This window comes from Mucilaginibacter rubeus (assembly GCF_003286415.2).
GTDB lineage: Bacteria > Bacteroidota > Bacteroidia > Sphingobacteriales > Sphingobacteriaceae > Mucilaginibacter > Mucilaginibacter rubeus_A.
Window position 1 is genome coordinate 6,527,871 of the sequence record NZ_CP043450.1, and the last position, 14,838, is coordinate 6,542,708.

General features: G+C 44.4%; 11 protein-coding genes and 1 tRNA gene. 7 read left to right on the forward strand and 5 right to left on the reverse strand.

All coding sequences use genetic code 11. The features are described from left to right. Positions 1-23: 23 nt before the first annotated feature. Positions 24-416: a DUF1801 domain-containing protein gene (locus DEO27_RS26340; protein ID WP_112574621.1), complete on the reverse strand. Its 393-nt coding sequence runs from the start codon at positions 414-416 to the stop codon at positions 24-26. A 330-nt stretch (positions 417-746) separates the two neighbouring features. Further along, positions 747-857, reverse strand: a tRNA-Asp gene (locus DEO27_RS26345). A 152-nt stretch (positions 858-1,009) separates the two neighbouring features. Here DEO27_RS26345 and DEO27_RS26350 point away from each other — a divergent pair. The 7 genes from DEO27_RS26350 to DEO27_RS26380 all read left to right on the forward strand — a co-directional run bounded on the left by DEO27_RS26350 (position 1,010) and on the right by DEO27_RS26380 (position 9,493). After that, positions 1,010-1,486, forward strand: coding sequence for an Lrp/AsnC ligand binding domain-containing protein (locus DEO27_RS26350; RefSeq protein ID WP_090532141.1), 477 nt, complete (start codon positions 1,010-1,012; stop codon positions 1,484-1,486). A 140-nt stretch (positions 1,487-1,626) separates the two neighbouring features. Further along, on the forward strand, positions 1,627-2,307 hold the full coding sequence (locus DEO27_RS26355; RefSeq protein WP_112574620.1) for an energy transducer TonB: 681 nt from the start codon (positions 1,627-1,629) through the stop codon (positions 2,305-2,307). 303 nt (positions 2,308-2,610) lie between these two features. After that, a complete protein-coding gene (locus tag DEO27_RS26360; protein WP_112574619.1) occupies positions 2,611-3,093 on the forward strand; it encodes a hypothetical protein in 483 nt (160 codons plus the stop codon). A gap of 88 nt (positions 3,094-3,181) precedes the next feature. Beyond that, a complete protein-coding gene (locus DEO27_RS26365) occupies positions 3,182-3,577 on the forward strand; it encodes a hypothetical protein (RefSeq protein ID WP_112574618.1) in 396 nt (131 codons plus the stop codon). Between the two features lie 166 nt (positions 3,578-3,743). Further along, positions 3,744-5,141 (forward strand): TolC family protein, encoded by a 1,398-nt coding sequence (locus tag DEO27_RS26370; protein WP_112574697.1) that lies wholly within the window; start codon positions 3,744-3,746, stop codon positions 5,139-5,141. Positions 5,142-5,154: 13 nt separating this feature from the next. Continuing rightward, the gene (locus DEO27_RS26375) at positions 5,155-8,400 is read left to right on the forward strand and encodes an efflux RND transporter permease subunit (RefSeq protein ID WP_223818058.1); all 3,246 of its coding nucleotides are present in this window, start codon (positions 5,155-5,157) and stop codon (positions 8,398-8,400) included. Positions 8,401-8,404: 4 nt separating this feature from the next. Next, positions 8,405-9,493, forward strand: coding sequence for an efflux RND transporter periplasmic adaptor subunit (locus DEO27_RS26380; RefSeq protein WP_112574616.1), 1,089 nt, complete (start codon positions 8,405-8,407; stop codon positions 9,491-9,493). Positions 9,494-9,655: 162 nt separating this feature from the next. On the opposite strand, the gene abc-f is transcribed toward DEO27_RS26380, so the two are convergent. From abc-f to DEO27_RS26395, 3 genes are all read right to left on the reverse strand, one after another. Then, complete coding sequence (abc-f, locus tag DEO27_RS26385) at positions 9,656-11,245, reverse strand: ribosomal protection-like ABC-F family protein (RefSeq protein WP_112574615.1); 1,590 nt, start codon at positions 11,243-11,245, stop codon at positions 9,656-9,658. Between the two features lie 363 nt (positions 11,246-11,608). After that, positions 11,609-12,223, reverse strand: coding sequence for a DUF1349 domain-containing protein (locus tag DEO27_RS26390; protein WP_112574696.1), 615 nt, complete (start codon positions 12,221-12,223; stop codon positions 11,609-11,611). 84 nt (positions 12,224-12,307) lie between these two features. Next, positions 12,308-14,650: a glycoside hydrolase family 127 protein gene (locus DEO27_RS26395; protein WP_112574614.1), complete on the reverse strand. Its 2,343-nt coding sequence runs from the start codon at positions 14,648-14,650 to the stop codon at positions 12,308-12,310. Positions 14,651-14,838: the final 188 nt, after the last annotated feature.

Consider the following 14,838-nt stretch of genomic DNA (forward strand, 5'->3'; position numbering starts at 1 on the left):
TTTGAGAATGGGTACAGGAAAGATTATTTCCTCTTTCGGTTTTCGAGCATATCGGCAATACTGATTCCGGAGCAGTCTGTGATCAATGCTGAAATTGTATCAGGCGGGACTTCTCCGTAACTGCTGAAGTTGATGCAGCCTTTTTGGAATTTGGCCGCAGGTAATAGCTTGGCGTATTTGGCATGCAGCTCTGGGTTCATGTAAATAGGCATACAATGTAAAGACATATAATTTTTAACAGCCGCAAGCCCGTATTTCATAATGCCCCTTTCTTTATAAAGGATCATTTCCTTGCTCATCATGCTTTCAACACCAGGCACAATAGAATGATCGATGCCGATTATTATACTGTGAAGGTTTGTTAATAGTGTTTTTCTTTCTTCTGATTGTTCAAGAATATAGCCGGATGGTGTCATGTGGATTGGTTTGGTGCACTAATTTACGATATTTCAATTTGGGAGCTGATGCAGAAAACCTATAAAAACAGCAAAGCCCCTGATGGGCAGGGGCCTTTACTAACCAATTATAAACCTAAATTATGAGAAGAGCTGTAGGAGAAGGAGTCGAACCTTCACGGAGTGGTTATTTTTATTGCTAAAAGTTTCCCAATTTCTCCGCCACCGCGACAAGGAGGTGTGTCTGCCAAAAATTTCACCATCCTACAGTATTGTAAGTTTCAAGTCTGAAGTCTTCGGTTCTAAGTCTTTTTTTTAACTTATCACTTTAAGCTTCGTATCTTAAACTTGCTGTTGGGGAAGGATTCGAACCTTCACAGAGTGGTTAGCCCTTACGGGTTTCCCAAGTTCTCCGCCACCGGGACAAGGAGGTGTGTCTGCCAAAAATTTCACCACCCAACATTGTTTTTTCTTTTAAAGAACATTAAGCATTTCCCTTTTGCTTGATACAAATTTAATAGGACTATCCATTTCTTGCAAATATTTCAACAAAAATATTTTATTTTTAATCGAATTTTAATTAAACTTGTATTTCAATATAGATATTCAAATTTATGTCCCACAGAAAAGCTCAAAATTTAGAAATTGATAATCTTGACATCCAGATTTTATCAATATTAATGAAGAATGCTACTACTCCGTACACCGAGATAGCAAAAGAGTTGATTGTTTCTGGCGGAACCATACACGTGCGGATGAAAAAGTTAGAGGAGATGGGTGTAATAAAAGGGGCCAGCCTTGAGGTAGATCCACAAAAATTAGGATACGATATCACCGCGTTCCTGGGCATCTACCTTGAAAAAGGATCACAGTATAATGAAGCGGTAAAGCAGTTAAAAACAATTAAAGAGATTGTTGAGCTGCATTACACCACCGGCGAGTGGAGCATTTTTGCTAAAATAGTATGTCATGATACCACTCACCTGCGCGAAGTTTTGAACGAGCAGATTCAGGGTGTAAGAGGTATACAACGTACCGAAACCTTCATCTCGCTTGAAGAAAGTATCAGGAGGCAGATAACGCTGGAATAAATTTTTACTCAAATTATTGAAACGCCCGTAGCCTGGTTTTTGCCGGGCTATGGGCGTTTGTTTTTTATGAAAATGTCAAAAAAGGGATTGTAAAACAGTCCGCCAAACATAATCCCCAATTTATTGTCGATATTTATACTATGCTAAAAGCGCTGTACATCAAAATCGCATTGCTCATTTTTATGGCAGGTAATGTACTTGCCCAGCAACCCACGTTTAAAGGCGGAGCACAGGCACTTGATGATTTCCTGAAAGCAAAGATCATTTATCCGGAATACTCCCGGCAAAACTGTATTTCGGGTACTATCCATGTTTCGTTTAAAGTTGATAAAGATGGTACTGTACGTGACGCTAAAGTACAGGATGGCCCGGGTATCGACCTTGATGATGAAGCTTTAAGGGTTATTAAACTCAGCTCCGGGCAATGGGTTATCCCGGCAGGGTATAATTTGGCAACCAATATTATTCAGCCCATTCGTTTTGATCCTGATGCCGCACGCTGCGGACCAGCCAACATCCGCGATATGCAAAGCGCCATTGCCAGCTACAAAGCGCAGCAGGAACTGGAAAACGCGGTAACCAATTATTACAGCAACAAATACAAAGGTAAGGCCGATACTACTAAAGAGGCAATCATTATCAACCTTAAAAAACAGCTTGGCTATGACGATGATTTTATAACCGACGTGCTAAGCCAGGCCAACGAAAAATTTAAACAAGGCGATAAAGAAGGCGCTTGCCGCGACTGGAACTTTATCCGCAATATAGGCAGCGATAAGGCTGATAATTTTATTAAAAAGTATTGTGCCCCTAACCCCTAAAGGGGAATGATTTTGCATCGTCTTTGCGTTACAAACGCAAGCCCATTTTAAGCACTCATTATAAATGAGCGCAAGAAGCTTTTTTGAGCGTAGAAAATTATGTCATTGCGAGGAGGAACGACGAAGCAATCGCATGCTATACAGGGCCGCCTTGCTTCCGTGCGATTGCTTCGTGCCTCGCAATGACATGTTTTTAAATTGCACTCGTTTGCAATAGGCATGATTTTAAACAAGGTTTTTATTGCCCCAATACAAATGAGATCTTACCCCCTCCTCCCATAAATTTCCTACCTTGCTACGTTTATGAAAACCGAACCTGAACTTCGCAAAAAAATAAAAACCTGGGTTGTAGTATTTATTATAGGCCTGGTGTTAAGTGGCGTAACCGCCTTCCCTATTGAAACCGAATTAGCCTGGCTGGCAAATCACGCGTCCGCATTTCCTGGATTTTTACAGGATTGGATAACCAAAGTATATCTCGCTGTAAAAGTCACCAATCAAAACTATCCTTACCTGGCCTATGGTACCGACTGGCTGGCTTTTGGCCATCTGGTAATCGCGATGGCGTTTGTTGGTCCGCTGAAAGATCCGGTTAAAAATATCTGGATCATACAGTTTGGTATGATAGCCTGCGTTATGGTATTTCCGCTGGCCTTTATTGCCGGGCCTATCCGCGGTATTCCTGTTTACTGGCGGTTTATTGATTGCTGTTTTGGTATTTTCGGGATCATGCCTTTATATATTTTATATAGGGATATCAAAAAACTGGAAGCTTTAGCACAATAGGATTAAACCTTAAAAGCTGATTGCAACAATAGTGTTGCAAAACAAATTCACATTTTTTATCATTTTTGCATAGTATATAGTTAAAGAATTGAAAAAGAGCAAACTTGCATATTTAAAAGCGGCGCTGATTTTATCGGTAACGGCTATTTATTTGCTTATCTCTTGCTCTCATATCTTTTTTGTGCCGCGTTTAACACATTCGGCTATTAAACTGCCTCCCGGCTATAACTCTATATTTAAGCGTAAAACCGAGAACTTACGCAGCAGCCTGTCAGAAAGAAACTCTATCCAGCGGCCTGACAGATACACTTTTGAAGAAAAAAAATCAGCTGCCGACTGGCTTACCGCAGTTATAGGGTCTTTCACCCTGCTGTTTTTTATATTACAGTTATGGAAGCTAAGTCCTAAACCCTATGTAAGGGCGCTTAGGTTGCTGATAGACCGTCAATACGTTTACCTTTCCCTTTGTAATTTCCGGATCTGATGTAATTAAGCGGTGGACATCCCTTCCATAGCTACATCCTGCTTATTCATTTTTTAATTAATTCATTCCATCATTTACTGGTATCAGCCTGTAATGGGTTTGCTGATTATTTATAATTAGCCTCTTATACCCGTAAATGTTGGTAAGCATTTTTCGGAATTTATATATGTTAATTTCAAAGAAAAGTTGCTGCCTATTGCTGGGCTTGTTTATAACCGCATGCAGTTATGCCCAGCAGCAGCAAAATAGTACTCCGGTTAGCTTAAAAACGTTGCTCAACAGCGTAAGCCAAAACGCTCCAACCCTGCTAACCGATTCGGCAGCGATAGCCATAAAAAGGGCGATGGCTACCGAAACCCGCAACAGCTGGCTGCCCAACCTTAAATTAAATTACCAGGCCGACTATGGCACCAACAACAACGTTGCTGGTCCGTATTTTGGCTTTGGTATTATCCCTTCAAACTCGCGAGGTGTGCGGCCCGAAAGCAATACCACCACGGTATCGGCCAATGTAGGTGTTGCCGCGCTCGATTGGGAGATCTATAACTTTGGCGCTTACGGCGCGCAGAATAGAGTGGCCAATTCCGATATCCAGGTACAGCAAAACCAGTTTGCCGATTCAAAGTATCAGCTGCAAGCATACACCATTGGTAATTATCTGATGTTGTTAAGATTGGAAAATTTCCTTTCTATCCAGGCCCGCAATATCAGGCGCAATCAGGAAATCCGGCGCTCGGTGCAATCGCTTGCCAAAAGCGGTGTACGTGCCGGAGTTGATACCAGTATAGCGGAGGCCGAGCTGTCAAAAGCCCGGTTAAACTATATCGAACTCAATAACCAGGTAAAACAGGTTCAGTTGCAGCTATCGGCTATCAGCGGCTTACCCTATCAAACCATTGTACCCGATACTACTTTTGAGCAGACCCTCATCGGTACAGAAAATAGTTTGCAACCCTCAGAAGTCGATACAGCTAACCACCCGCTCATCAACTACTATAAATCTGTATACCAAAATAGCCTGCAACGCGAGGAACTGGTGAAGAAAAGCTATAACCCTAAAATAATGTTGGAGGGCGCTGTTTGGGGTCGTGGTTCAAGCGTCGATGCTAACGATCATTTTAACAGTTTGAGTAGCGGCTGGGGTTTCGACAGGAACAATTACCTGGTAGGTATAGGCGTTTCCTATAATCTGTTTGATATCCGTCGCCGTCAGCTAAAATTGCGAACGCAACGCGCCAATACCGATTATACCCGGAAAAAGCTGGAAGAGCAGAAACAACTGCTTGCAGTGAGCGCCAACCAATCAAATGTTGAGCTGCAAACTGCGCATGAACGTTTGCTGGAGATCCCCCACCAGCTTAAAGCCGCGACAGATGGCTATCGCCAAAAACTGTCGTTGTATAAAAACGGCTTAACCGATATTATCGAACTCAATGCCGCGCTAAACATCCTTTACCGCGCCGAAACAGATTATGTACAGGCTAAATATGCTTACGCGAACGCGCTGTTCCAGAAAGCTATTACCGAAAACCAGGTAAGTTCTGTATTAAACCTTTTAAAATAATTTAGCTATGTCAATGGTCACATCCGCACTTAAAAGGCCCATCACAACGGTGGTGGTTACCTTGAGCCTGCTCATTTTCGCGGTGCTTAGTGCTATCAATATACCAATAGATATTTTCCCGAAATTAAACCTCCCCACCATTTATGTAATTGAATCATACGGGGGCATGTCGCCCCAGCAAATGGAGGGCTTCTTTTCTACCCGTTTGCAGGATCAGTTTCTGTACGTAAACGGTATCAAGAGCATCACCAGTAAAAACATCCAGGGCTTAACCATGGTGAAGCTGAGCTTTTACGAAAGCACCGATATGGCCGAAGCACAGGCCCAGGTAGCCTTGCAGGTAAGCCGTGTAATGAGCTTTTTCCCTCCAGGAGCATTGCCCCCGCAAGTGGTAAGGTTTGATGCTTCCTCGTTGCCTGTAGGTCAGTTGGTGCTATCTGCTCCCAATCGCAGTTTGAAGGATATCTACGATATGGCGGCCACCAAGGTGAGGCCAATGTTTGCAACAGTTCCGGGGCTATCGGCTCCGCCGCCGTTTGGTTCAAACGCAAGGTCGATCACCCTAAACGTTGACCCTAACAAACTCAGAAGTTATGGCCTTACCCCCGATGAGGTGGTGAGCGCGTTGGCTAAGTTTAACGTGATGTCGCCGTCGGGTAACCTGAGGTTAGGCAACACCATGTTTGTAACTACGGTTAACACGCTGATTAACCAAACCGATGAGTTTGGCAACATACCTGTAGTAACCAAAAACGGCGTGCCCATTTTAGTAAAAGACGTTGCCCGTGTTGCCGATGCTACCGACGTTACGGTTGACTATGCCCTGATCAATGGCAAACGCTCCGTTTATTTGCCGGTGGTAAAAACCGCCGATGCCAGTACCTGGAGCGTGGTACAGGCCCTGAAAAAGAAAATCCCGGAAATTCAGGGCCTTTTGCCTGATGACGTTAAGATCTCGTACGAGTTTGACCAATCTATATTCGTAATAAACGCCGTAAAAAGTTTGTTAACCGAGGGTGGCTTAGGCGCCTTACTTACAGGCCTGATGGTATTACTGTTTTTGCGCGACTGGCGAAGCAGCTTGATTGTGGTGATCACCATCCCGGTATCTATCTTATTGGGGGTATTGTTACTCGGCTTATTCGGTCAAACTATCAATATCATGACCCTGAGCGGTCTGGCACTTGCTATCGGTATCCTGGTTGATCAGGCTACCGTGACCATTGAGAATATTCATCAGCACCTGGAAATGGGCAAAAGCAAGGCGCAGGCAATTTTTGATGCTTGTGAGGAAATCTCGTTCCCGCTGTTGCTGATCCTACTTTGTATCCTGGCTGTGTTTGCGCCATCATTTATGATGAACGGCGTGCCCAAGGCCATGTTCCTGCCGCTGTCGTTATCCATCGGCTTAACCATGATCGTATCATATATCATAGCGCAAACGCTGGTGCCCATCATGTCCAACTGGCTCATCAAAGCCGAAACTTATCAGCATTACGAGCATGGCAAACTACATGCCCATGCAGGCGAAGCTATGGATAGGCCAGAGGAAGGACAGGTGAACCATCACCTGCAGCAGGAAGAAGAGCATCCTGAAAAAAATGACCTGTTTGAAAAGATAAAAATGCGCTTCATGAACATTCTCAAAAAATGGATGCCTAATAAACGCATAATAGTGCCTGTTTACCTTGTTGTGGTGCTTGCCCTCGCCGGTATTTGCTTTGTTACCATTGGTAAGGATATGATGCCGAAACTTAATAACGGGCAGTTCCAGATCAGGATCAAAGAGCCGGATGGTACAAGGCTTGAACGTACCGAAGATGGACTGAAACAGGTATTGCAAATCATTGATAGTACGGTTAATCATCATGTGGCTATTACATCCGGATACGTGGGGATTGTGCCCAGTAGCTACGGTACCAGTAACCTTTATGTGTTTAATACCGGTACGCATGAAGCCGTATTACAGGTTAACCTTGATGAAGATTATCACATCAATATGGATGAGCTTAAAGATGCCCTGCGTAAAAATATAGCATCGAGGATCCCCGATCTCCGCGTTACGTTTGAACCTATAGACATGACGGAGAAGATCATGAGCCAGGGTGCCTCTACTCCTATCGAAATAAGGGTAGCGGGTAAAGATATGGCGCAGATAGAGGGTTATGCGAATAAAGTGTTAGCTGGCCTTAAAAAGATAGACTATCTGCGGGACGTGCAGATCACCCAACCATTAAAATTCCCGGTAGTGGCTATAACGCTCGACAGGTTGAAAGCTGCCCAGTTAGGACTGGATATTAAAGATGTTGCCCGTTCGGTTACGGCCAGTACCTCATCAAGTCGTTTTACCGAGAAGAACCTTTGGCTTGATGATAAATCGGCCTATACCTACCAGGTGCAGGTTCAGATTCCGGAGTATGTGATGAACACCATGGATGAGCTGAAGGAGATCCCGCTGGTAAAAGGTCAAAGCACACCCGTACTTGGTGATATTGCCAGTTTTAAGGTTAACTATGTTCCCGGCGAATATGACCGTACAGGTCCGCGCCGTTTTTTAACCGTGAGCGCTAATATTTATAAGAAGGATTTGGGTACAGCTACCGCGGCCGTACAGGAAGTAATTAAATCGGTTGGTGCGCCTCCTAAAGGTTTGATAGCAGAAGTTAAAGGGATGTCGAGCTTGTTGACAGAAACACTTGACAGCTTGCAGAACGGTTTGATGTTTGCCATTTTGGTGATCTTTTTACTACTGGCTGCCAATTACCAGTCGTTCAAATTATCGCTTACGGTATTATCAACAGTACCTGCGGTAATATTAGGCTCGTTAACAGCATTGCTGCTTACCGGGTCGACGCTTAACCTGCAGAGTTATATGGGGATGATCATGTCTACAGGGGTATCTGTAGCAAACGCCATCCTGATCGTAACCAATGCCGAAACATTAAGGCTCGATTACAGGGACTCCACAAGGGCGGCCATTACCAGTGCCTCTATCAGGTTAAGGCCAATCCTCATGACCAGTTTGGCCATGATGGCCGGCATGGTCCCGATGGCATCGGGTATGGGCGAAGCCGGAGAGCAAACCGCACCGTTAGGCCGTGCTGTAATAGGTGGCTTGTTTGCCTCAACCCTGGCCGCACTGTTTATACTGCCGCAGGTATTTGCCTGGGTTCAGCAAAAAACTACCTATGATTCTCCATCCCTGTTAAAGGATGTAAACGTTAACCAACCGCAACAACTTGAAACTTCCAATAGCTAATATCATGAAACTAAAATATATCATACTGCTAAGCAGTATCAGCCTGATGGCCGCATGTGCAGGCAATCAAAAACCGGTGGACCTTACAGAAAACAAAAAATCCACTCCAAAAGCAACTGAATACGAAACCGGGAAGGTATCTGAAAAGGCGCTGTCAAGCGAAGCCCGGTTGCCCGGCCAGTTAAAGCCTTATAACGAAGTTAACCTGTTCCCGAAAGTAAACGGGTTTGTTAAAACTGTTTTTGTTGATCGTGGTACACTGGTTAAAAAGGGACAATTATTGGTCACTTTAGAGGCGCCGGAAATGGAATCACAACTGCAGGCTGCCGACTCAAGGTATATGCAGGCCAAGGAAAATGCCGTTGCCAGCAAGGAAAAATATCAGCGCTTAAAAGAAGCCGCTAAAGAGCCTGGCTCGGTATCGCCGCTTGAGCTCGATAACGCGCTGTCAAAAATGAAGGCTGATGATGCCATGGCCCGTTCAGAAAGCTCTATCGTAGCATCTGTGCGTACCATGCAGGATTACCTGAACATTCGTGCCCCGTTTGACGGCATGATCATTCAGCGTAACGTATCGCCGGGTGCTTTGGTAGCTCCAGGTAAGGGTACAGACCTGCCTATGCTTATTTTGCAGGATACCCGTAAACTACGTTTGGAGGTTTATATCCCCGAGGATTATGTAGATAAAGTAGACCTGAAACAACAGGTGAAATTTACCTTTAACGCCATGCCCGGACAGGAACAAACCGCAAAGATCAGTCGCTCGGCCAATGCCCTTGGAAGTATGCGTTCCGAAGCTATTGAAATAGATGTGCAAAACCATCAGGGGATATTAAAACCGGGCATGTACGCCGAAGTAAAGATCCCGATGTTGTCGGGTGCAAAATCACTGTTGGTTCCCAATAATGCTATCATCCGCTCTACCGAGCGGGAATATGTGGTCGCCGTAAAAAATGGCAAAGCCGTTTTAACCGATATCAAGGAAGGGCTTACAAGGCATGACTCGACCGAGGTGTTCGGTAATTTGAAAGCTAATGATACCATCCTTAAGAACGCCAGTGATGAGATTAAGGATGGCGCGGTGATTAATTAGGAAAATTTAATAATTGAACCACAACTTTCAAATCCCCTCTTGAGAGGGGGAGCGAAGGAAAGAGAGGTAGCAGGGGTGTGTTTGTGCGATTGAATTATCAGCGCGAAAACACACCCCTCCGCCCCTCTCAAGAGGGGAATCGCACAAGCCCTCCTTTTTTTATCACCCTATCAAAATCTCCCGCTCCACATTTACCTGCTTTAAAAAATATTCATCGTGAGATACTACGATCAGCGTACCGCGATAGTCACTAATAGCCGCGGTTAATATCTCGATATTTTGAATATCGAGGTTATTGGTAGGCTCATCCAGGATGATCATATCAGGGGCCTGGTTGCCGATGGTTAGCGAGCAAAGCATCAGCCTCATTTTTTCGCCGCCGCTAAGGGCGCTGCATGGTTTATCCCAATCCTCGCGGGTAAACAGGAACCGGTTGAGGCGGATTTTGATATCATGCTCCTGCAGTGCGCCGGAATTAAATTCTTCGGCTTGTTGGTAAACGCTGAATTTATTATTGATCAGCGAGTAATCCTGATCGATATAAATGGCCTTAACTTTTGCCCGTTCCATCATGCCGGATTGTGGTTCCAGCTGGCCCAGCAGCATTTTTATGAGCGTAGTTTTGCCCGAACCGTTTGCCCCTCTGATCACTAATCTTTCACCACTGGTGATCTGAAAGCTGAGCGGCGGATTCCACAGCACTTCACCTGCATATCCAAAATTCAGGTCCTTTGCGGTTATTAGTACTTTTCCTTTATGAAGAGCGGAATTATCAAAGTCCATCTTCATTTTATCGATATCGGGCAGGCGGGTACGCAGTTGGCTCAGTTCCTGTGCTATAGTACCGGTTTTTTCGGCGTGCACTCCCTGCATTTTTGATGTGCTTTTTTCAGCGCTGTTTTTCAGGGTTTTCATCATGATGGTGGGCACACCTGCTTTTTCCTGCTTCTTTTTGCCCCGGGCGTCCAGTTTCTGCTGCCGCTCCATAGATTCCCGCTCTGTTTCTTTGGCTTTACGAAGCGCTTTTTCCTTGCTTTTTACATCCTGGTTCAGGGCTTCGCTTTCGATATCTTTTTGCTCTGCATAAAAATCATAGTTGCCGCCATAAACGGTTATACCGCGTTTGCTGAGTTCGCAAACGGTATTGAGCAGGTTAAGCAGGGTACGGTCGTGGCTAACCACCAGCAGTGTGTTATTTGTTGTTTGGATGTAGTTATAAAGCAGCTCACGCGCGGCACTATCCAGGTGATTGCTTGGCTCGTCCAGTAAAACTATTTCCGGACGATGAATGGCTATACCTGCCAAAAATACCTTTGTTTTTTGCCCGCCACTAAGCGAACCCATTTTCTGCGCCAGATCAATATCGGTAAGCTGCCAATGAATAAACGCTTCGGTGCAGCGTTCTTCAATGGCCCAGTCATCATTGAGGATGATCATGTTCTCGTCGGTTACATTACCGTCGAGGATCTGTTGCAAGGCATGCAGCTTATCAGCTATTTGCAGTGCTTCGGCAACGGTAAAGTCGTTATACTGCCCGAAGATCTGCGGAACAAAGTAAGGTCGCGAATCAGTTTTAACCACGCCGGTGGCTGGTTTTAAATTTCCGGCCAGGATTTTAAGCAGGGTTGATTTTCCGGTGCCGTTGTTGCCTATCAGGGCTATTTTATCATGTTTGTTAACTACGAGATCAATACCGGCAAATAAAAGATCACGGTTAGAGTGTATATAGGTAATATCGTGAAGAATAAGCATAATTTCTTTCTTGAAAAAGGTGAATAATTACAGCGGGGCGTTGTAGCAACGGCACTGGTTTATTTGTCCTGAAAGAAATTATTTATCACATAGAGGGAGTGGTTGGTTACCGGGGCAAAGGTAGTATTTTATATCAAATTTAGTTTCCTTGATTACGAAAATCAATTAGATAGCTGATAGGAGGCTCCGCTGGAGCCGTTTTTTACTATGTGCTTTATTGCTACAAACATGGTACTCCTATGGAGTTTATTTGAATTTTACAACTCCGTAGGAGTACCATGTTTATAGTCCCAATACATAACGGCAAAAAGGCTCCATAGGAGCCTCCTGCTTAAAAAGGATAAAACATCTTGTTTTTTTAAACTACTTCGTTACCTTCTCCACTTTAAAATCTTCAAATTTAACATCGAAGCTTTGTTTGCCGGGTGCTGCTGCAACCATGCCTATCATCGCTTTTACATTTGACGGGAAATAAGCCAGGCGGAGCATGTCATATTTTTCGCCATCAAAGGAATATTTGATCTCCACAAAATCGCCTTTGCGTAACAACTTCAGCCAAACAGATTTAGGACTGTCATGCCTTGGCACTACCGACCAGTCTGATACTTCGCGGGTAACTACTGCGCTTACGTTTTGAACACCGTCAACATATTCTATCCCGGTTTTTATCCAGTTTTTGTTATCTATCCGCACCATTAGGCCGGCCTGATGAAACAGCTCCTTGTAGGCACCGGTAATTTTTACGCTTGCCTCAAAATCGCCATCCTGTTCGGTAAAATAGAAAGGGCCGTTATCCCTGATAAAGCCATAATGTGTTACCCGCCAGTAATCGGTTGCCGGGTCAACGGTCATGTGTAGCGTACTGCCTTCTATTGATGATTTTTGGGGTTTACTGTACCATTGCATACTGTTTAAATTTTGCGCTAAACCAAATTTGCTGAGCAGGACAAATAAGGTTAAAAAGGTTAGTTTTTTCATGGCGGTAAATTTATGATAATAGAACATGACACCCACGCTTAAATAGTTTTCATTATGCTGACCGTCATAAACCGTTTAATACCCCTATTTCACCTTCAATAATCTGCATCCAAATATGCCGCCCGCTGTTTTTCCTGGTAAAGCCTGAAATTTTACAGCGATGCCTTGCTTACCCACAAGCAAAGCTGGCGGTATAGTATAGTTTACTGAATAAAGTTCAGGAGCGGCTTTTTTAACCAGTTTTTCTGTAGCTATCTTTTGCCCGTCTACCAAGATTTCAAACTCCCGGCCTTCTCCATCCGCGCCAAAATACCGGCATTGAAGTTGAGCGGTTGTAATTCCTTTGGTATCCAGTTGGAAAGAAAACCAGCCGCCATCTGTGGCATCGCGCCAATGGGTTCCGTCAATTTCGCCGGTGTTGGTATGTTCACCTTTAAAGTTATGATCGCGTTCGGGTTGCATTTCACCTACGCGGATCAGGTCGAGTGTGTTGGCGGCCAGTTCATCTTCGGCCTTGCGTTCGGCATCAAACTGTTGCTGTTTTAACTTCCATTCGTCATTGTTGAAAAAGTCCCAGTAAACAGCCTGTTTCTGATCATATACTTTGTAAAGTGGTTCAAGCATTACCTGTTTGCCCTGGTTACTGGCATAAAATATGGTTGGTTTATTGGCAACCGGTTTAATCCATTGGTTTAAATCTGGATCGGAGGCCACAAATACCGGGATGTCGCGTTTTTTAATATCCGCTTTACCCAACTGCCCCGCCAAAACCAGTGGGCCATACAGGAAAGCTTTCATATTGGCGTTATCGGGCATGCTTTCGGTGTACAGGCTCATAGGATAAACGAGTTTAACTTTATCTCCCTTTCGCCACGTGCGGTTAACGGTAATATAGCTCCCCGGTTTGGCGGTTACTGCAATGGCTTTCCCATTAACAGATAATTTTACGCCGTTAACCGCCCATTTAGGATAGCGGATGTGCAGCGGTATTTGCTGGTTCCGGGCAGATTGTGTAAGGGTAAAGTTAATGGTTCCGCTTTCGGGATAACTTGTTTCCATGGTCCATAGCATTCCCTTCTCTTTCCAGTTTAAGGTAGATGGGATAAAGAGGTTAAGGTATAGGCCTCCATTATTGTCTTTATCATAAATATCCATACCATACTTACTGTGATTTTCCATCCCGGTACCGGTGCAGCACCAAAAGGAATCATCAGGTGTACCAAACTGCTTTTGCGTACCTGATGCCAGTGTCAGGTAATACAGCACCATGCCATTTTCGGGGTTTTGCGAAGCCAGGATATGGTTATAAAGCACGCGCTCATAATAATCCATATAAACAGCTTTCGGATCAAGGCCAAACAAATGATCAGTAAGCTTCAGCATGTTGTAACTGTTACAGGTTTCGGTAGTGGTAGAGCTTAAATGAACTGATAAATAGTCGGGCTTATCGCTGAAACGTTCATGATCACTGTTGCCACCGATAACGTAACTGTAATGATGTACTACAGTATTCCAAAAGAAATCGGCAATGGCATGGTCGGCCGGGTTGCCGGTAAGCTCGTATTGGCGGGCACAGCCAATTATTTTAGGGATCTGGGTATTGGCATGAAGGCCTGCCAGATCATCCTGCTGTTGCGCCAACGGATCAAGGATGCGTTTGTGATGAAAACGGTTTGATAGATCGAGATATTTTTTATCGCCGGTAATGGCATAAACGTTGGCCAGCGCTTCATTCATGCCGCCGTGCTCACAATCCAGCATCAATTGAAATTGCGCTTCGGTAAGGTCTTTAAACTTGGTATCTATCCAGTCACAAAATTTAATGGCTACCTGTTTAGCCTGCTGATTGCCTGTATATAAATAGGAATCAACCAAACCTGCTAATATTTTATGCTCGGTATACCACGGCACCCAGGCACCATTAAGGTCAAAGCCCGGCGAACGGATATCCCCCGCGGCTATCTCGTCAAAAAGTTTATCTTCACCGGGTATAGCGCCCACGTATCCTGTTTTACGCACCCTTTGACACTCGGCAAGCTCGGTAACTATATAGTCGGTTTTTTGTTTAAACCTTACATCGCCGGTGGCTGCATACATCATGGAACAAGCCGACAGGTAGTGCCCCAGTGAATGACCAGATACGCCCCTTGACTCCCAGCCGCCATAAATCTCGCCTTTGGGTTTTAGTCCGGCATTTTCCCTGAAGCGGTGTAAAAAACGGTCTGGCTCAAGGCTAAGCAGCCATTCCCCATCCTTCTCCATGGCATGTTTAAAGGGGCCATCAAGTAGCCGCACATCACTCAAATTAAACTGGCTTACCTGTTTGGCTACTTTATCTTTCACCACATAACCTGTTTGTGCCGATGCCGTGTTGGGCATTAAGCCGCATAACATGATTGACGTTATAGCCTGATATATTTTTCTCATGGTTTTATTACTTAGCCGGATTGCCGGTTTATGAAATCGCTGGTTTATAATTACACTACATAGTTATTGATATTAGCCTGAAAAATCAATCAAAAATGAATGTTGGATAATATTCAATACTGATTGAATAATTTAAACATATCCCTACCGCATTAAATCCGCTTTTTTTGTCATGCTGATTCTTGGTA

Excerpts from the sequence above, each read along its gene's own strand:
- DEO27_RS26390 (WP_112574696.1), bottom strand. The coding sequence starts at position 12,223 with ATGAAAAAACTAACCTTTTTAACCTTATTTGTCCTGCTCAGCAAATTT.
- DEO27_RS26355 (WP_112574620.1), top strand. The coding sequence starts at position 1,627 with ATGCTAAAAGCGCTGTACATCAAAATCGCATTGCTCATTTTTATGGCA.
- DEO27_RS26340 (WP_112574621.1), bottom strand. The coding sequence starts at position 416 with ATGACACCATCCGGCTATATTCTTGAACAATCAGAAGAAAGAAAAACA.
- DEO27_RS26350 (WP_090532141.1), top strand. The coding sequence starts at position 1,010 with ATGTCCCACAGAAAAGCTCAAAATTTAGAAATTGATAATCTTGACATC.
- abc-f (WP_112574615.1), bottom strand. The coding sequence starts at position 11,245 with ATGCTTATTCTTCACGATATTACCTATATACACTCTAACCGTGATCTT.
- DEO27_RS26380 (WP_112574616.1), top strand. The coding sequence starts at position 8,405 with ATGAAACTAAAATATATCATACTGCTAAGCAGTATCAGCCTGATGGCC.
- DEO27_RS26360 (WP_112574619.1), top strand. The coding sequence starts at position 2,611 with ATGAAAACCGAACCTGAACTTCGCAAAAAAATAAAAACCTGGGTTGTA.
- DEO27_RS26375 (WP_223818058.1), top strand. The coding sequence starts at position 5,155 with ATGGTCACATCCGCACTTAAAAGGCCCATCACAACGGTGGTGGTTACC.
- DEO27_RS26395 (WP_112574614.1), bottom strand. The coding sequence starts at position 14,650 with ATGAGAAAAATATATCAGGCTATAACGTCAATCATGTTATGCGGCTTA.
- DEO27_RS26370 (WP_112574697.1), top strand. The coding sequence starts at position 3,744 with ATGTTAATTTCAAAGAAAAGTTGCTGCCTATTGCTGGGCTTGTTTATA.